The organism is Mariniphaga sediminis (genome assembly GCF_003573545.1).
GTDB classification, from domain to species: Bacteria; Bacteroidota; Bacteroidia; order Bacteroidales; family Prolixibacteraceae; genus Mariniphaga; species Mariniphaga sediminis.
Map to the genome: position 1 here is coordinate 26760 of NZ_QWET01000011.1, position 19216 is coordinate 45975.

General features: G+C 42.7%; 16 protein-coding genes. 6 read left to right on the plus strand and 10 right to left on the minus strand.

The window, feature by feature from the left end; genetic code table 11:
• Positions 1 to 656: 656 nt before the first annotated feature.
• A complete protein-coding gene (gene xerA, locus D1164_RS14665) occupies positions 657 to 1781 on the minus strand; it encodes a site-specific tyrosine recombinase/integron integrase (protein ID WP_206611024.1) in 1125 nt (374 codons plus the stop codon).
• A gap of 632 nt (positions 1782 to 2413) precedes the next feature.
• Between xerA and rimO the strand changes: the two genes are divergently transcribed.
• Positions 2414 to 3733, plus strand: coding sequence for a 30S ribosomal protein S12 methylthiotransferase RimO (gene rimO, locus D1164_RS14670; RefSeq protein WP_119350870.1), 1320 nt, complete (start codon positions 2414 to 2416; stop codon positions 3731 to 3733).
• Here rimO and D1164_RS14675 read toward each other — a convergent pair.
• On the minus strand, positions 3708 to 4685 hold the full coding sequence (locus tag D1164_RS14675) for a hypothetical protein (RefSeq protein ID WP_147372198.1): 978 nt from the start codon (positions 4683 to 4685) through the stop codon (positions 3708 to 3710). The genes rimO and D1164_RS14675 overlap by 26 nt on opposite strands.
• Before the next feature lie 89 nt (positions 4686 to 4774).
• Here D1164_RS14675 and D1164_RS14680 point away from each other — a divergent pair, with 89 nt between their 5' ends.
• Positions 4775 to 5113, plus strand: coding sequence for a cupin domain-containing protein (locus tag D1164_RS14680; RefSeq protein ID WP_119350762.1), 339 nt, complete (start codon positions 4775 to 4777; stop codon positions 5111 to 5113).
• Positions 5114 to 5143: 30 nt separating this feature from the next.
• On the opposite strand, the gene D1164_RS14685 is transcribed toward D1164_RS14680, so the two are convergent.
• From D1164_RS14685 to D1164_RS14715, 7 genes are all read right to left on the minus strand, one after another.
• Positions 5144 to 5971, minus strand: a complete 828-nt coding sequence (locus tag D1164_RS14685; RefSeq protein WP_172594477.1) for a phosphatase PAP2 family protein — start codon at positions 5969 to 5971, stop codon at positions 5144 to 5146.
• Between the two features lie 131 nt (positions 5972 to 6102).
• The gene (locus D1164_RS14690; RefSeq protein WP_241558291.1) at positions 6103 to 7752 is read right to left on the minus strand and encodes a sodium ion-translocating decarboxylase subunit beta; all 1650 of its coding nucleotides are present in this window, start codon (positions 7750 to 7752) and stop codon (positions 6103 to 6105) included.
• 118 nt (positions 7753 to 7870) lie between these two features.
• Entirely contained in the window at positions 7871 to 8296 is a 426-nt protein-coding gene (locus D1164_RS14695) for a biotin/lipoyl-containing protein (protein ID WP_119350764.1), read from the minus strand.
• 11 nt (positions 8297 to 8307) lie between these two features.
• Positions 8308 to 8673, minus strand: a complete 366-nt coding sequence (locus D1164_RS14700; protein WP_119350765.1) for an OadG family protein — start codon at positions 8671 to 8673, stop codon at positions 8308 to 8310.
• 12 nt (positions 8674 to 8685) lie between these two features.
• A complete protein-coding gene (locus D1164_RS14705; RefSeq protein ID WP_119350766.1) occupies positions 8686 to 10245 on the minus strand; it encodes an acyl-CoA carboxylase subunit beta in 1560 nt (519 codons plus the stop codon).
• A 27-nt stretch (positions 10246 to 10272) separates the two neighbouring features.
• A complete protein-coding gene (gene mce / locus D1164_RS14710) occupies positions 10273 to 10677 on the minus strand; it encodes a methylmalonyl-CoA epimerase (protein ID WP_119350767.1) in 405 nt (134 codons plus the stop codon).
• A 17-nt stretch (positions 10678 to 10694) separates the two neighbouring features.
• Positions 10695 to 12011 carry an acetyl-CoA hydrolase/transferase family protein gene (locus tag D1164_RS14715; RefSeq protein ID WP_119350872.1) on the minus strand — a complete coding sequence of 439 codons (1317 nt, stop codon included), beginning with the start codon at positions 12009 to 12011 and terminating at the stop codon, positions 10695 to 10697.
• Between the two features lie 524 nt (positions 12012 to 12535).
• On the opposite strand from D1164_RS14715, the gene D1164_RS14720 reads away from it, so the two are divergent.
• From D1164_RS14720 to D1164_RS14735, 4 genes are all read left to right on the plus strand, one after another.
• Positions 12536 to 13048, plus strand: coding sequence for a ferritin (locus D1164_RS14720; RefSeq protein WP_119350768.1), 513 nt, complete (start codon positions 12536 to 12538; stop codon positions 13046 to 13048).
• A gap of 62 nt (positions 13049 to 13110) precedes the next feature.
• Positions 13111 to 15303, plus strand: a complete 2193-nt coding sequence (locus tag D1164_RS14725) for a RelA/SpoT family protein (protein WP_119350769.1) — start codon at positions 13111 to 13113, stop codon at positions 15301 to 15303.
• Positions 15304 to 15305: 2 nt separating this feature from the next.
• Positions 15306 to 16430, plus strand: a complete 1125-nt coding sequence (locus tag D1164_RS14730; RefSeq protein WP_172594478.1) for a glycerate kinase — start codon at positions 15306 to 15308, stop codon at positions 16428 to 16430.
• A 288-nt stretch (positions 16431 to 16718) separates the two neighbouring features.
• Entirely contained in the window at positions 16719 to 17567 is an 849-nt protein-coding gene (locus tag D1164_RS14735) for a tetratricopeptide repeat protein (RefSeq protein WP_119350771.1), read from the plus strand.
• A gap of 667 nt (positions 17568 to 18234) precedes the next feature.
• Here D1164_RS14735 and floA read toward each other — a convergent pair.
• Complete coding sequence (gene floA, locus D1164_RS14740; protein WP_119350772.1) at positions 18235 to 19215, minus strand: flotillin-like protein FloA; 981 nt, start codon at positions 19213 to 19215, stop codon at positions 18235 to 18237.
• Position 19216: the final 1 nt, after the last annotated feature.

The following is a 19216-nucleotide window of genomic DNA, read 5'->3' on the forward strand; positions in this document are numbered from 1 at the left end:
CTTGCGTGCGCAAAATATTCCTGCCAATTTTTTTAATACCAGCCTAAATACCAGAAGGCCAAAAATCAAACTGTCTGAATAACCATAGGCTGTTCTTAAAATTGTGCCGCACAGTCAGGTTGCAAAACAGTTTGGCAAAGTATCAGACCCCCAAAATTGGCGACTTGCACTAACCAAACATTTGCAAGTTTTGTGACAGCGATTTACGGGGCGAGCAAAAAACCAAAGAACGAACGTTTTAAATAACCACCCATTTTTTCCTCAAACTTGCCGTTAACGTCTGTGTATATGTACTAGTAAATATATATCTCTATTATCGCCTGTTTTTTGAATTGTCAACTTGTCTTTTATTGCAGTCATTTTTTGTTAATAATTTGTCTTCAAACTGGGCCGATTCCGAAACAGAATATTTTTTGTTTTGTTAACTCTTTTCAAAGCTCCGCTTTCTCAATTACAGCTAGTATGTCCTTGAGAATTATTGTTTTCTGTTTTGTTTCTTTCTGAATGTCAATTGCTTGAGAACTGTAGTGTCTCTTTTTGGCTTGTTTTCGTTTGCTTGCCCGCTTTTGGCGCAGAGTTTTTTGTTTTATTGTTTTAGTTTATTAAAAGTTATTTTTTTATGCGTTGTAACGTTTGCGTAAATGTATTAAAAAAAATTATAGAATATCATCCAGTAAATTTCTGAAATTAAAGTTATTCCCCGCTACATGAGTGTACCGTTGTGTGGTTTTAATGCTTTCATGTCCCATCCATTCTTGTATGTAACGTATATCAATTCCCTGTTCAATATGATGCGTTGCAAAACTGTGTCGTAATATGTGCGGATAAACCCGTTTTTTTATACCTGCCCGTTTGGCCGCCTCCCGAATAACTTTCCAAACAGACTCGGCACTGTACTGTCCCCTCATTTGCCCTTCAAATAGGTAAATCAATGGCCTGTATTCCCGGTAATATTCCTTTAAAAAGGTAAGGAGTTGCAATGGCAAATTAATGTACCGGTCTTTACCTCCCTTGGCATCGTTGAGTTTAATCAGCATCCGTTTCGAGTCTATATCTTTTAGCCTGAGATTAATGGCTTCGCTCCGCCTGAGTCCACACGAATAAATTAGAGCAATTAAACACTTGTGCTTCCGGTTTTCAGTGTTTTTTATCATCGCGCCAACCTCTGTTTTGCTTAAAACCTCAGGTAAACTTCGCTTTTTCCGGGGCCTGCCAATGTCATAATATTCTTTATCTCTTCCCAATACCTTTTCAAAATAAAACTTAATGGCATTAATGCGCTGATTTTGTTGCGACGGAGAAATATTTCGCTCATTAATTAAGCGTAAAATATACTCATTGATTTCTTCTTTGGTAATATGGGACAATTCTCTGTCTGAAAAATTAGCGATAAAATTTTTAAAATAATGGATGTATGTTTTGACGGTATTTTCACTGTACCGCTTTTGTTGGAGCTGTTCCAAATAACCTTTGGGGAGTACAATATTTGCGTTTGTTATTTTTTTGGGGGGCTTTGGTCGATCGTTTTTTGGCTGAAGGTGAGTGTTTTGTATTACAGCCGAATAATTGATAAATGCCATGGGGTTCATCGCTGTAAAGAAACTCCCAAGGTTAAAATCGTTTTCAGGAATGTACCAGCACCTCATTGTCTGGCTCCAGCGGGCATTTGTACAGGTTTTTAATCTGTCTATTATCTCGTGATTATAGGTAAATCCGACTTTAACTACCGGTTGTTCACGATGAATTGCGGTATTGAGTATTATTTCTGGTTTGAAAGTCATTATGTGTGACCTGGTTTTTCAGGGTTCCAAATTATAAAATGCAAAACATAAAAGCAAGAAAAAGAATTCAATTTTAGTATAACCTGAGTTGAAATGGTGAATATACTACTTGCTAAAATCCTAGTCTGACATCTGGCAGGAATTTACTCCCTTTAGGGTTGGGGTAAAATAAATTGATTTTCAATATTATAATTTGTGCAATATAACATAACCCCATTCTATATAGTATTTCATTCTTACGATTTTTAAACAGTTTCTTATATTTTAATGACGTGTTGTTTTATCGAATTTTAAGCCAGTCAAATATTGTTTGGATTGAATGTCATTCTACTACATTTTTTATAATCGAAAACTAGTGTCATGTCAACTTCAGAATGTCATTTCGACCCCAGGGAGAAATCTGCTACAACATTGAGATTTCTCATCTTCGTGCCTCAGATTCGAAATGACAGTACGAGACAATTTATCATTGACTTGATACTGGATTATTATTAAATCTGTCGAAGCAGAACTAATTTCAGACAAAAAAATCTTTTCTTTGTACTGCCAATATCCTTGAATTATAAATAAGGAATGTTTTATTTTCGGACAGGGATATGGGTAAATTTGGAAATTTCTGTAAACTGACGAAGATGGAGAAGAAGCGCGTGAATGTGGTGACGATGGGGTGTTCAAAAAACCTGGTAGACTCAGAGGTTTTGCTGAACCAACTGGAACAGGGAAAGTTTGAAGTGATGCATGATTCCAATGACACTGGTTTCGATGCGGTTTTTGTGAATACCTGTGGTTTTATTCACGATGCCAAACAGGAGTCAGTCGATATGATTCTTGATTACGTAGAGGCCAAAAAGCGTGGGGATATTGGCAAACTTTATGTAATGGGGTGCCTGTCAGAAAGGTATCAAAAAGATTTGGAGAAGGAAATCCCGGAAGTAGACCGCTACTTCGGCAAGTTCGACCTGAAAGCCATGGTTGACGAGCTGAAAGTCACCTACCAGCCCGAATACATTTATGAGCGGAAAATTACCACGCCATCGCATTTTGCCTATCTGAAAATTGCCGAGGGATGCAATCGTTCCTGTGCATTTTGTGCCATTCCTATGATGACGGGCAGGCACAAGTCGCGCTCGATGGAAAGCCTTGTGAAAGAGGCGCGTTACCTTGCCAAAAAAGGAGTGAGGGAAATTCTTCTTATCGCCCAGGAATTGTCGTATTACGGTTTTGATTTATACGGGAAAAATTGTCTTCCCGACCTGATTCATCAAATTTCAGAAATTGAAGGTATTGAATGGATTCGCCTGCATTATTTGTATCCTACGAAATTTCCGTATGAGATTTTGCCGGTGATGCGCGAAAATCCCAAAGTGTGCAAATACCTTGATATGCCTTTGCAACACATTGCCAACCCGGTACTGAAACGAATGTTACGCCATGTATCCCGCGAAGAAACAGAGGCGCTTATAAAAAGGATAAAGGAAGAAGTTCCCGGGGTAATTTTGCGGACAACCATGCTAGTTGGGTTTCCGGGAGAAACAGAGGCCGATTTTGAAGAACTGAAACAGTTTGTCAGGGAAACCCGGTTTGAGCGGCTGGGCGTTTTTACTTATTCGCATGAAGAAGGAACCTATGCCGGCAAAAAATTTACAGATGATGTTCCGGAAGAGGTGAAACAGGCCCGTGCCGATGAAATTATGGATATTCAGCAACAGGTTTCGGCCGAACTTAACCAACAAAAAACAGGACAAACGTTTAAGGTTATCATCGACCGGAAAGAGGAGGATTACTTTGTGGGAAGGACAGAATACGATTCCCCGGAAGTGGATGGCGAAGTACTCATTTCATCTTCGGAAGAACTGAAAACAGGCGAATTTTACCAGGTGAAAATTACCGGCGCCGAAGATTATGATTTGATGGGCGAGGTGGTCCTTACTTCCCAAAAATATATACAATAGACATTTGCTGTTGCTGATCCAGATCGTTCCAGTCAAGAACATGAAACGACAGGTTAAACCGGCCTTTTACCTTTTCATGATTAATAAAATACCAAATGACGTCGGTGCGCCAGTAATTTTTTAGCCGGTAAAACAAATCGCCGTAGGCAAAGCGGTGACCTGCCCCTGAACTCAGAACCGATTGAATGCCGTAATTTTTGTAGCGCCCTTTTGCTTCGGCAAACAGGCTGGTAGAATGGATAAATCCGTTGGTTACACTTCGTTCGCGAAAGGAAGAACCCAGTATTCCGGCTTTCAGATGGCCTTTTATGACACTGTTTTCTGCTGTCCGGATTCCTGCCTGAATGGCGTAACCAAGATAATCCTTAATGTGATCGCCTGGAATGTCTGTTGCCGGCCCTGCATCGTGGAACAGCAATACATAATTTTGCAGGAAGATATTTTTATGAAATAGTTGGCCCGAAAAACCAGCCATAAAGTTCTCGCGTTTTATTTCGGTTTGACGGCTCACCCAGTCAACAAAACCGTTTTGGTGTCCCCAGTCCCAGCGTACTTCGCCAAAAAGCCCTTCAATGTTGGGACGGTAGTAAAGCAGCGTATCGGTGAGCATGGCCAGCGGAAAGTCAATGGTTCCTCTCCGGGGAAATGCGCCAAATTTAAAATTTTTAGTTTCGTCGCTGAACTGGTAATATAAAGTCAGGTTGGGTTTATGGTAGTCGAGGTCGCTGCCAAACTCAAGCAACTGGCTTAGTCCGCCACGAAGCCGGTGGTTATCCAGTTCCAGTCCAATTTCAAAAGCGCCCCGGCTGCCCAATATCGTTTGCGACAATGCTTTGCCACTGAAAAATTCACGGTTGTCACCAATACCTTCAAACGTTACTTTGTATTCAAATTGTTGCGCCAATACCCAAAATGGAAATGACGCACAAAGTATTAACAGCAGTTTTTTCATTATTTCCCGTTTTTCCGGGACGAAAGTAATCAATCATTTCGTAAACCTGCCAATTCATTTTATATTCGTGAAAATTAAAAAAGGCAATTATGGCAGTTCTAAAATTTGATGAAGTTCCCTACGAAAAAGTAAAAGAAGGACTTCAGCGAAAAATTATTCATACCGATAACCTGATGTGTGTTCTTATTGATTTTAGCAACGGCCCCTGGGAAGAACCGGAACCCCCTCATTCGCATCCGCATGAACAGGCTTCGTATGTGGCAGCAGGCGAAATTATTTTTTATTGTGAAGACGAGCCGGAGCAGCATCTTAAAGCCGGAGATATGTATGCCGTTCCTCCCAATAAAAAACATACCGTAAAGTTGTTGACTAAAAACGTACGGTTAATTGACAGTTTTACGCCACTGAGGGAAGATTTTCTGGGGTGATGTATTCGCTTCTGTTGCTGTTGGCAGCGACTAAAAATTATAAACCAGCGTTACGCCTTTTTGATTCCCGAACTGAAAAGGGAAAATGTCAAATCGTTTCAGGTGTTCGTTGTCCCATTTATACTGATGGGTGAGGTAAACCAACTCGGTAGAAAGAATGCCAATGCCTGCTCCCATAAATACATCCGAAACCCAGTGGGCATTTTTGGCTACGCGCATTATTCCAACTGTAGTGGCACAGGCATATGCTCCTACACTGTACCAGGGACTTAGTTCCCCGTATTCTTTGTGCATAAAGTGGGCAAGCGTAAAAGCCTTGGAGGTGTGCCCCGACGGAAAAGAGTGTATGCCTCCGTTGGGCCGTTTTTCATTGACCCAATATTTCAGCCGGTCGGTAATCAGGCCATTCAGTAAAAAGCTTTTTACAACAAGCGCAGTCCGGTTTCCAAAGTTGTTTTTTCCGTCAATACCCAGCGCATTTAGTGCGTATACAGCTGCCAGCGGGGCATATTGCGCATAATCGTCAATTTGGCCGTGGTATGCAAAATTCTCCCGCATAAAGTCGCGGACATTTTTCCTGGCCCCATCCATAAAATGGAGAGCAGTCCCGCCGGAAATAAGAAGGGTAGGGGCAATCCAGGGTTTGATGCCTTTTTTTCCGTCAGGGTATCTGAAATTAAGCCGGTGAATAGAATCATTGTGAAAAGAATAGCGGAAATTTATGTCCTGTTTAAGACGAAGGGTTTGTGAACTAGATTCTTTTAATTCATTCTTTTTTAGGTCAGATTGCCCTGCAAAAGTTGTAAATAGGGTGAAAAACAATAGTACAAAGGGGCAAACCGTTTTTTTTATCTTCATGGATACACACATTAATAATCCAAAAATATTAAAATGATCTTCAGAATACTTGTTGCAGACCTATCTTTTTTTGCAATAAAAAACCTGCTCTGGTGCCAGAGCAGGTTTTTTATAAAGTAGTGGTTATTTTTTTACATTAAGAAGCTGAGCAAAATACCTGCTGCCACTGCCGAGCCGATAACTCCGGCTACGTTGGGCGCCATGGCGTGCATGAGCAAGTGGTTGGTCGGGTCTTCTTTTAATCCCATGTGTTGTACCACGCGGGCGCTGTCTGGCACGGCCGAAACACCTGATGCTCCAATCATCGGGTTAATTTTGTTCTCTTTTTTCATGAACAGGTTCATGAGTTTGGCTCCGGCAACACCTCCTGCCGTGGCAATAACAAACGACGCTGCTCCCAGTCCAAATATTTTTATGGACGAAGGGGTTAAAAACACGTCGGCTTGCGTGGAGGCTCCCACGGTAATCCCAAGCAGAATGGTAATGGTGTCGATGAGCGCATTGCTGGCAGTGTTGGCCAGGCGTTTTGTTACGCCCGATTCTTTCAGCAAATTTCCGAAGAACAACATCCCCAGCAAGGGTAATGCAGAAGGTGCAATATATGCTGTAAGAATGAGGCCGACGATGGGAAACAGAATTTTTTCGATTTTAGAAACAGCTCTCGGAGGTTTCATTTTTATTCTCCGTTCCTTTTTGGAAGTAAGCAGTTTTATAACAGGCGGCTGAATAACCGGTACCAGGGCCATGTACGAATATGCTGCAATGGCAATGGGGCCAATAAGGTTTTTCACTACCTCCCCGTTGGCCATCATGTTCATTCCGTTTGCCAGTTTCGAAGAGATAAAAATAGCAGTAGGCCCGTCGGCGCCTCCAATAATTCCGATAGCTCCTGCTTCGGGTGGGGCAAAACCCAGCCAAAGGGCGCCAAGGAATGTGAGAAAGATACCGATTTGCGCGGCGGCTCCCAGCAACATCAGTTTGGGATTTGATATCAGTGACGAGAAGTCAGTCATCGCGCCAATTCCCAGGAAAATAAGTGGCGGGTACCATCCTTGTACCACCCCCTGGTAAAGAATATTCATTACAGACCCCGGCTCATAAATCCCCAGCTTCAGGTTGAAATCGACTGCCTGGAACATCGGAATGTTTCCGATTAGAATACCAAATCCGATGGGAATGAGCAGTAGCGGCTCAAATTCATATCGGATAGCCAGAAAAATAAAAAAGAAGCCTACCAGCATCATAATCATGTGTTTCCAGGAAATATTGGCAAATCCTGAAAATTCATAAAAGTTGAGCAGTCCGGAAACAGCGCCGCTGTAATTTTTATAAACGTACCCGTCGCCTTTTAATTTACCATCTTCCGAAAGGGAAAGGGTGCGCTGCGATAACTTTACCGTTTCTTTCTCGGTTTGGTAATCGGACGAAGAGGTATTCGGATCCATGTTTTTTCGCAGGTGGGAAATTACTACCGGATTGAAATCGAGAATAATTTTATTATCCACTATTTGGTAGTGTCCGGTGTAACGTTGTTTTGCCGAGTCAAGCACAAACGTGTTGTTCGAACTGAATCCGAGGGTTTTGTACCTCTTAACAGTTTCAGGCTCTTCTCCTGTTTTTATTTCTTTCGGGTTGTAAGTGGCCATCGGAACATAGCCATCGTGCCGGGTGATCCACTTTCCTCCGGTGATTTTTGTCGAAATATCTTTCTCCTGCCCGTGAGCCAGCATGGTTGAAAACAGCGCTGCAGCAAGAAAGATTAGTTGAAATATTTTTTTCATCTCATTATAATTGCTAATTTTTAAAGGTATTCGAAGAAACTTCCATGCGAATTATAATCATGATTTAGTATGAATATATTTTATTCATGGTCATTTCATTTCGAATAAATGCTACAGCCTAACCAATTTCCAGGAGGACATCATCCTGCTGTACAGCATCGCCCACATTCACTTTTACCGACAAAACCTCACCGCCTTTGGTGGTTTGCACCTGGTTCTCCATTTTCATAGCCTCCATTACCAACACATTTTGGCCCTCTGCCACTACATCACCAACGGCTACATTCAATTTCAAAATAGTACCGGGAAGTGGTGCGGTTACTTCAAATTTTCCGGAAGTCTCTTTCTTTTTGATTTGTCCTTCGCCGGGAAGTTTCTCCAATGGTTTACGCACCAAACGAGGTGTTTTCGAAGTTTTAATTTCGTTGTGAACGACCACCTCGTAATGGGTTCCGTTTACATCTACTTCTGCAATATTGTCTTCAATATCTTTTATATGGACGTCGTAGTCGTGTCCGCTGATGGTAAATTTATATTTTTTCATTGCTTACTTTTTTAGTTTTTGGGCCAGTTCTGGGTTACACTGTAAATTTTTGAACTCCACGGCGAATAGGCTTTCCGAACCTGTTTAATGGTAAGAATATTGCTTTCTTCATCATGCAATTCATTAAAATAAAGATGCATTGCCAGGCTAACGGCTGCCGTCACGTTTCCTTCAATGTGTGCATCGGCTTCCTTGACGTTTTTATCTGCTTCTGTTATCCCTTTTTTCTTTTTGAATTTCAGGTTAATGATTTTAGGTAATCTGGAAAAAACAATAAACAAAAGGGTCAGGGCAGTAAGTACTATTCCAAAACCGACGATGGCCACTGTAAACCCAAAGTCAAGAGCTTTAGCCAGTAATAAAAAAAGAAGTTCCATAACATTTCTGTTTTAAAGTGGAATGTTTGAATGTTTCTTTGGCGGATTTACCAGCTTTTTGGTGGCAAGACTTTGTAATCCACGGATAATACGGAACCGGGTGTTTCTCGGTTCGATGATGTCATCGATATAACCTAGCGCAGCAGCCTGATAAGGATTCGCAAACTTTTCTTTGTACTCTTCCTCATGTGTTGCAATATATTTGGCCCGCTCTTCCGGATCCTCTATTTCGGCCAGTTTTCGACCGTGTAATACTTCTACCGCACCCGATGCACCCATTACGGCAATCTCGGCGGTTGGCCAGGCATAGTTAAGGTCGCCGCGTAATTGTTTACACGACATTACATCGTGGGCGCCTCCGTAGGATTTACGCAGGGTGACGGTAATTTTTGGTACCGTAGCCTCTCCGTAAGCAAACATTAGTTTGGCCCCGTGGGTGATAATTCCGCCGTATTCCTGTTTACTGCCGGGCAGGAATCCGGGTACATCCACCAACGTGATTATAGGAATATTGAAACTGTCGCAGAAGCGAACAAATCTTGCTGCTTTGCGCGAAGCCTCGATGTCGAGTACCCCGGCCAGGTAATTGGGCTGGTTGGCTACAATCCCCACCGGTTGACCATCGAATTTGGCAAATCCAACGACAATATTTTTGGCATAGTTCCGGTGTATTTCCAGGAACTCCGAATAATCAACAATAGATGAAATAACATCTGTAACATCGTAAGGCTGATTGGGATTTTCCGGGATAATTTCATTCAGAAAATCATCCATCCTGTCAATCGGATCCGAACTTTCCGTTACGATAGGATCTTCCAGGTTGTTTTGTGGCAGGAAGGTCAACAGTTTACGGATGAGCATCAACCCTTCTTTTTCATCTTCTACCAGAAAATGAGATACCCCTGATTTGGCTGCGTGAACTTTTCCGCCTCCAAGATCCTCTACCGAAATATCTTCACCGGTTACGGTTTTAACCACTTTCGGTCCGGTAACGAACATGTAAGAGTTCTGTTCGGTCATCATAATAAAATCGGTGAGGGCGGGTGAGTAAACTGCGCCGCCGGCACACGGGCCAAAAATGGCCGAAATTTGTGGAATAACTCCGGATGCCAGAATGTTCCGTTCAAAAATTTCGGCGTATCCGGCCAGGGAAGTAACTCCTTCCTGGATGCGGGCGCCGCCCGAATCGTTAATGCCAATCAGTGGCGCACCGGCTTTCATGGCCATGTCCATCACTTTGCAGATTTTTTGTGCAAACGTTTCTGATAGGGAACCGCCAAAAACGGTAAAATCCTGTGAGAATACGTACACCACGCGTCCGTCGATGGTTCCGTGTCCGGTTACTACACCGTCGCCAAGGAATTTCTTTTTCTCCATCCCAAAGTTGGTGCAGCGGTGGGTTACAAACATGTCAAATTCTTCGAAACTGCCTTCATCGAGCAGCAGCTCAATGCGTTCGCGGGCAGTGAATTTTCCTTTGTTGTGTTGGGCTTCAATGCGGTTTACTCCTCCACCTAATTTGGCTTCGGCCCGCAATTCAATCAGTTTTTTTACTTTATCCTGGGTACTCATTTCTAAAAGCGATTTTTATTGATTTGGCTATTCTTTGCCGCAAATTTCGGTTAACACACCCATCGTTGATTTAGGGTGTAAAAAACCGATGTTCAGCCCTTCGGCGCCTTTTCTGCTTTTTTGGTCGATGAGTCGAACACCTTGTCCTTCCAGTTCATTCAGCGCTTGATCTACATTGTCAACCGCATAGGCAAGATGGTGAATGCCTTGCCCTTTCTTTTCGATAAATTTTCCGATAGGCCCTTCCGGGTCAGTCGATTCCAGTAGCTCAATTTTGGTTTGTCCCACCATAAAAAAGGCGGTTTTAACCTTTTGATCTTTTACTTCTTCCACGGCATAACATTTCAGCCCCAGCATATTCTCATAAAAAGGAATGGCTTCGTCAAGACTGTTCACTGCAATACCGATGTGCTCGATATGTGAAATATTCATTGTATTATTATTTTGTATTAATCGTCGTTTTCGTCCCACACAAAATGGAAGTGAGGCCCAAACCGTTCAAAAGCGGCTTTGTCAAGTTCTTCCTGATGGTCTGGGTGGGAAATGGAAATAATCAGTTTGGCTCTGTCCTGCAGGGTTCTTCCGTAAAGATTTACCGCACCGTATTCTGTTACCAGCCAGTGAATATTGGCGCGTGTACTTACCACACCCGCTCCGGGAGTGAGAATCGGGGCAATTTTGCTGATCCCTTTGTTGGTTACAGATGGCATGGCAATAATGGGTTTTCCGCCTTTACTGAGGGAAGCGCCGCGCAGGAAGTCGATTTGGCCACCCACGCCCGAATAAAATCTTGTGCCAATGGAGTCCGCACAAACCTGTCCGGTAATGTCAATTTGCAAAGCAGAGTTGATGGCAGTAACCTTCGGGTTTTTGGCGATTACGTTCACACGGTTGGTGTATTTAACATCCTGCATGGCTACACCGGGATTGTCGCCGATAAAATCATACAGCTTTTTCGAACCCATCAAAAAGGTCGCTACCATTTTACCCTTATCGGTTTTTTTGTTCTTCCCGTTTACTACTCCTTTATCTACCAATGGCAAAATGCCGTCGGCAAACATTTCGGAGTGTACGCCAAGGTCTTTGTGGTTGCCCAGCATGGAAAGCACTGCGTTTGGTATGGCTCCGATACCCATTTGCAGGGTGGCGCCGTCTTCTACCAACTCGGCCACGTAACGGCCAATTTTACGGTCGGTTTCGCTGATAGGACCGGGTTCGGCAGTAACCAGTTCACAATCATCTTCCACAAACAAATCGATTTCATTGATGTGGATCATGGCATCGCCAAAAGCACGCGGCACATTGGGGTTTACAATGGCAATCACGGTATCGGCTTTTTCTACTGCTGCCAGAGTGGCATCTACCGAGGTGCCCAGTGAGGCATATCCGAACTTGTCAGGCACTGACACCTGAATCATGGCCACGTTCACTTTCAGGTACCCTTCACGGATGAGGCGTTGGGTTTCCTGCAAAAACACCGGGATGTAATCGGCGTAACCTGACTGCGTTTGTTTCCTTACGTTGGCGCCGACAAAAAACGATTCCAACTGAAAGATACCTTCCAACTCCGGATCGGCATAAGGAGCCGGTCCTTCTGTGTGGATGTGTTGAATCCGTACATTGCGGAACTCTTTATTTCGGCCACGTTCACATAAGGCTTCAATTAACGGGTGGGGTGTTACTGCCACACTGTGGAGATGAACACGATCATTCGATTTAACGATTTTAACTGCTTCTTTAGCACTGATAAACTTGATATTCTTCATGGTTTCCGGTAAAAAAATCGGGTATTCAATTAAAGGCCGCAAATATATAAAAACTATAGGCCATAAAAACTTTCGAATATCATTATTGGTTATTCAAAAAGGTTTGTAAAATATTTGTTAAAAACATACTTTTTTGTCGGGAAATAAATGTGATTCTCAATTTTAGCCTGATACTGGTGGTTTTGTCGTCACAAATCAAAAACGGTGCTATTTTTATTATTGCGTTTCTTTTTCGGCTTAAACATTCATACCATGTTAAGATTCCATTAAATAAGTAAATTGTTTCCCGCGGGGAGCCTTGCTTGGGATTTAGCTTTTCAAAACAAATTGTAGCAGTTTTCCCGTAAAACAGTTAAAATAATTGGGGTTTTGTATTTATTGTTTTGATTATCATGTTTTTATTTGTTTGTTGGAGTGGCGCGTCTCCCTGAAGGCAAAAAAATCAAATTGAATCTTGACCATTTCTTATTTTATTGTATGTCCAGATTTTTATATTTTTAACGCATAATTAAAAACTACATATCATGTTAAAGGAAAAAGTTGAGAAAGCGTTGAACGAACAAATCAATGCTGAGCAATATTCAGCGCTGCTTTACCTGTCGATGTCAGCCTGGTTTGAAAGCAAAGGTTTGCCCGGTTTTGCCAACTGGATGTATGTGCAGTACCAGGAAGAGTTGACTCATGCCAACAAGTTTTTTAAATATGTGATTGACCGTAATGGTGAGGTCGGGCTCAAGGGAATTGAACAAATGCCAACCGAGTTTGACAATGTAGTTGAAGTAGTGGAAAAAACATTGGAACATGAGCAATATGTGACTTCCCTGATTGATAAACTGGTAGATGTTGCCGTGGAAGAACGTGATCGTGCTACCGAAAGTTTTTTGAAATGGTTTGTCGATGAGCAGGTGGAAGAGGAAGCCAATGTGTCGGAAATTCTCGACAGCCTGAAACTGATTGAAGGCAAAGGAAATGGTTTGTTTATGCTCGATCGTGAACTTCGTCAGCGTACTTTCGTAGATACTACACAGGCAGAATAATTTTCAGTTAAAATAAGAAAAGAATGAAAGGCTGCCGGGAGCAGCCTTTTTTATGATAAATTATGGACTATAAAGAACAGGCATACACCCGGTACGAACATTTAAGGGAATTTTGCCGGACAAGTTGGGACGAACCTACCATCCGGAAATTAGATGAAGCTTTTCGCTTTGCCAGTTCGGTTATTGGTTCAAAACAGTTTAAAACAGGGGAGTACATTTTTAATCATTCCCTTGATGTTGCTACCATTATTGCAATAGAGATAGGCCTGGGGCCTGACTCGGTAATAACTGGTATGTTGCACAATATTATGTATGCCGGGTTAGAGAGGAAGGTAACCCGTGAAGAATTTGAAAGCCATTTTGGACAACCGGTTTATTCCATTTTAGAGGGAATGGCCAAAATTAATGCCCTCGGAACCGATACTGTTGAGTTGCATCCTGAAAATTACCGAAAACTCCTGATGGCGCTCGCCGGCGACGTACGCGTAATATTGGTGAAAACAGCCGACCGTCTCCAGGTTATGCGCAATCTGGATATTTACGAAGAATCGACACAGCAACGGCTGGTGAATGAAACATCGCATTTGTATGCTCCACTGGCACACCGGTTAGGACTTTATGTTATTAATTCCGAATTTCAGGATCTCTGTCTGAAATATCAAAATTTCAAAGGGTACCAGTATGTGGTGGACCGGTTGAAAGAAACAAAAAACGAACGGGAAAACTTTGTGGCCGAATTTGTAAAACCGGTGGAAAAGACGTTAAAGGAACGTGGTTTTCAATTTTCCATGAAAGCACGGACCAAGTCGATTTTTTCCATTTGGAATAAAATGCAGAAAAAGAAGGTGTCGTTCGATGAGGTGATGGATTTATTTGCCATTCGGATTATTCTCGATTCGAAACCGGAAAATGAAAAAACCGACTGCTGGACGGTCTATTCCATTGTAACGGAGCAGTATCAGGCCAATCCCGAACGGATGCGCGACTGGATTACCATTCCCAAATCGAATGGCTACGAATCGCTTCATGCAACGGTAATGGGGCCACAGGGAAGATGGGTAGAAGTACAGATCCGCACCAGGCGAATGGACGAAGTGGCGGAAAAAGGACTGGCTGCCCACTGGAAATACAAAGACGGGAAAGGAGGTTCTGAGTTTGACAAATGGCTGGCCGGAATCCGGGAGGTTCTGGAAAATCCGGATGTGAATGTGGTGGACTTTATCGATCAGTTCAGTCTGGATATATACAAAGACGAAACATTTGTATTTACCCCGAGAGGCGATTTGAGAAAAATGCCTTCCGGTGCAACGTTGCTCGATTTCGCTTACGAAATTCATTCCGATTTAGGCGATAAATGTGTGGGAGGGATGGTGAACGGAAGGAAGGTTACGCTGAGGTACAAGCTGAAAAATGGCGACCAGGTAACCATCGAAACCTCCAATAACCAAAAACCAAAAATTGACTGGCTCGATTTTCTGATTACTTCCAAAGCCAAAAACCGGGTTAGAGCCAGTTTGAGTGAAGAGAAAAAGAAACTTGCTGCCCAGGGGCGTGAAATCCTGATACGGAAATTTAAAAACTGGAAGCTGGAACTAAACGATGAGGCCATTCGCAAAATTCTGAAAAAATATGAATTGAAACTGGCCATGGACTTTTATTGCGAACTGGCCAACGGGAAAATTGAACCGTTGGAGGTCAAATCCCTGTTTACGGAAAAGGCTGAGGAGGAGAGCACGCGCCGGAAAATGGAAGAACTTCTTCCTCCCGGTGAATTGCGGGATTTCACTTTCGACGGAGGCGATGATTACCTGATTATTGCCAACCACCTGAAAAATATAAATTATAAACTGGCCCGCTGCTGTAATCCTGTTTTTGGAGATCCCATATTCGGCTTTGTAACCATCAGGGATGGCATAAAAATTCACCGTCAAAGTTGTCCCAACGCTCCGCAAATGAAAGAGCGGTTTCCGTATCGTATTATTAAAGCCAAATGGCAGGAAACCACAAGTACCGGGGCGTTCTTAACCACAATACATATTTCCGGAACCGATGAGGCCGGAATCGTTAGTGAGGTTTCCCACATTATTGCCAAAGATACCGGGGCCCGTTTGCGGTCTATTAATATCGATTCCAGAAAAGGAAAATTTGAAGGGGTACTGAAAATATCAGTTTACAATACCAACCACCTGGAATTCCTTCTTCACAGAATGAAAAAAATAAAAGGTGTTATTTCAGTAACAAGAGGGGAAACATGACCATGAAAAAAGATAAAATCAACGTATTGATTGCGCCTAATTCTTTGAAAAGCAGTTTGAGCGCTTTTGACTTTGCCGATATTGCCGAAGATGCATTCAGCCAAATTTCGCCAGACTTTTCTATTAGAAAAGTGCCGGTAGCCGATGGCGGGGATTTAACGGGAGAGGTTTTGCAACGTGCTTTGGATGCCCGGATTGTGGAGATGACAGTGACAGATCCGTTGGGGCGGCAGGTGGTTTCCAAATATGCCGTTGCAGGAAAAACGGCCATTATCGAAATGGCTGATGCCTCAGGAATCAAATTGATAAAAACGGCAGAACTAAATCCCATGCGGGCTTCTTCGTTTGGAACCGGTCAGCTAATGGCAGATGCAATTAGCAACGGGTGTACTGAGATTTTATTGGGGGTGGGAGGAAGCGCTACGGTTGATGGAGGAACTGGGATGTTAAGTGCACTCGGTTTTGAGCTTCTGGATAATGAAGGGAACATACTTGCCGGGAATGGCGAAAGCCTTGATTTGGTCAGGAAAGTCAGGAAGGCATCCCTTCCTGAAGGTATTTCTGTTAAAATTATTTGCGATGTTGACAATCCGCTATTGGGACCAACGGGAGCTGCAGCAGTTTTTGGTCCGCAGAAAGGCGCTTCCCCTGTTATGGTGGATGCCCTTGAAAACGGGTTGACAAACTGGTGTAGTATTTTGGAAAAAGAAAGTGGTAAAAAGCTGTCTGATCTGGAAGGGGCCGGAGCCGCCGGAGGTATTTCCTTGCCGCTTGTGGCTTTTTTGAATGCCGAAATTGTGCCCGGCGCCCGTTTTATTCTTTCTCTTATCGATTTCGAAAAGCAGGTAGAGTGGGCCGATATTGTAATTACCGGTGAAGGTAAAATCGACAGCCAGACGCTGAACGACAAAGCGCCCAAAGCGGTGGCCGACGTGGCGCGAAGGGCCGGAAAACCCGTGGTAGCCATCGGTGGTAGCGTAAACCGGGAAGCTGCTTCTGCATTTGACGGGATCTTTTGCTTTGCCCGCGGGCCCGTCTCACTTGAAGAATCCATGAAAAATGCTGGTGCCATGCTTTTTGATTTCTCTTTGGAGTTGGCCCGACTGATTCATTCTTTTTACAGATAAAAAGTATAAAAGCACTTTGTAGGGCCCTGTTTAGTCTGAAAGTGTTTGGTAGTTAGTTTTTTGTGGAAATCAAACTGGGAAGTTTTTGCTTCATTTTCGGGAAACAGTCCGGAACCTGTTGCCCTGTTGGTATTTGCCTTCTTTTAATACGTCTTTAAAAAATATAATTGAAAGTTCTGTGAAAATTAGTTGGAGGATTTTAGTCAATATTATTATTTTTGGAACTTTCCGTGAAGAAATTATTAAGAAATTGTAAATATTAATATTGAAAATTAAAAAAACGAAAAGATGAAAAATGTATTATTAGTAGTGGCGGCTCTTGTTTTGTCGGTCTTTTCCTTTGCACAGGATGCAGCCGAAAAAATTAACCAGGCCAATGAAGCAATGAAAGCAGAAGATTATGCCAAGGCGTTTACCCTTTATGATGAAGCAATGAGCAATCTGGGCGATGTGGAGGTGGAACCGGCAATTAATTTTAACATTGGTTATGCCGCTTATAAATCCAACAATCAGGAGGGGGCTGTCAAGTATTTTGATAAAGCCATTGCAGCTGACGTTAATGTATCAAAATGCCACGAATATAAAGCGCTAGTATATAACGAAAATGAAGATTATGCCAATGCCGTAGCCAGTTACGAACAGGCTATTGCCACTTCGGATGAAGAGACAGAATCACTGGTTTTTAATGCTGCCATTGCAGCTTATCGCGGGAATTTACTCGATAAAGCTGTGGCGTTGTTTGGGAAAAGCGTGGAAAATGGTTACCGCGGAGAAACAGCAATATATTATAAGGCAGTTACTTTGAAGAAACAGGGAAAAGATGATGAATATAAAGCCGCACTGGAAGAAGGAGCAGAAAAATTTCCTGCTGAAGACAAAATTACTTCCGCGTTGGCAAACATATATGTGTCAGAAGGAAATGACCTGTATAAAAAAGGAGTGGCTATTTTAACCACAGCTAATGAAAAAGTAAACAGCGGCTCTATTACTACTGCCGATGATGTTTACACCGCTGAGGTGGAAAAAGCAAAAGCTGAATTCAGAACGGCTGTTGAAATTCTGGAAAAAGCGAAAGCTTTGGATGCAGGGAATAAGAATGCACAAAAATTATTGGATGCCTGCAACGCCGTACTTTAATTCTATTTTCTTTTAAAGAAAAAGAGCCGGGTAGTTTTCCGAAACTATCCGGCTCTTTTTTTTGCAGAGATTCCGGTTTTCATTCGTTTAACACAATATCCGCTACCATTCATGCCCAATTCATTACCATGGCTTACCCGTTGCTATTATTGTTTAATCCCTTTCGGGATAAAGAAATGTCCGAAGGACATAAATAAAAATAGCCCCGTGCGGAGCTCGGGGAAGGCAATGCGGGGTAAAGACGCAACCCCGGAGTGGGTTGAATTTTTGATAATCAGCTAATGTCAACTTTTGACTCGCATTATTCCTTCATTTTCTTATCCCACTATCATTTTTAATGTACTCTGCCTTTAGGAATCAAAAGGAGTGTTAGAAATGTCATTTTCTTCCTGTTTAAGGGAGCTGAAATTTTTGCCTGAAAAACTAAATCCACCTACTTTTCAAGGTTATCTCTGAAAAGTGCAAATCCAAGTGTTTTTTTGGAGACTTGCACAAAATAAAAAAGGACAGGTCAACACCCGTCCTTTTCATCTAACTAAACCAATAAAACTAATCAAACCTAAACCTATGAACTAAAACTATGCTGCAAAGATAAACCCGCTTTTTGACATTTGGGTTAAGAGAATGTTAAAAAAAATGCAGTTAAACATTTCTTAACAAATGGGTTTTATTCTTCTTTTTCTTTATTTTCTTCTCCTGCAATGGAGTCACGCATAGCTGTGTCGGCGCCGATATTTTTATATTTCATATAATCCATAATGCCAAGATTTCCCTGCCGGAAAGCTTCTGCAATGGCCATTGGAACTTTTACTTCGGCTTCAATTACTTTGGCCCGGGCTTCCTGCGCCTTTGCTTTCATTTCCTGTTCAAGGGCGATAGCCATAGCGCGGCGTTCTTCCGCTTTTGCCTGAGCAATATTTTTATCGGCTTCGGCCTGATCCATTTGCAGCCCGGCTCCAATGTTTTTACCGATGTCGATATCGGCAATGTCAATGGAAAGGATTTCGAACGCTGTTCCGGCATCCAATCCTTTTTCAAGCACTACCCGCGAAATAAAATCGGGATTTTCGAGTACTGCCTTGTGGGAGTGTGATGACCCGATGGACGAAACAATACCTTCACCTACCCGGGCAAGCACGGTTTCTTCTCCGGCACCCCCTACCAGTTGTTTAATATTAGCTCTAACGGTTACCCTGGCTTTTGCGATAAGCTGAATACCATCTTTTGAAACGGCAGTAACCGGTGGAGTATTAATTACTTTTGGGTTTACCGACATTTGTACAGCCTCAAAAACATCACGACCGGCGAGGTCAATAGCAGTGGCCATATTGAAAGGCAAATCAATATTTGCTTTTGCTGCCGAAACAAGAGCATGTACCACCCTTGCTACATGTCCTCCGGCAAGGTAGTGCGCCTCCAGCGCATCCCGGCCCAGCTGGACATCGGCTTTCGTTCCTTCAATTAAAGCGCGTACGATAACTCCGGGTGGAACTTTACGAAAACGCATCAGGAAAAGTTGTAACAGTGAAATTCTTACTCCGGAAACAAGGGCTGAAAACCACAGCCCGATTGGGATAAAATAGAGGATAATGAAAAGCAGTACGATGACTCCAATCACTAATCCCCAGATACCGACTGATTCAATCATT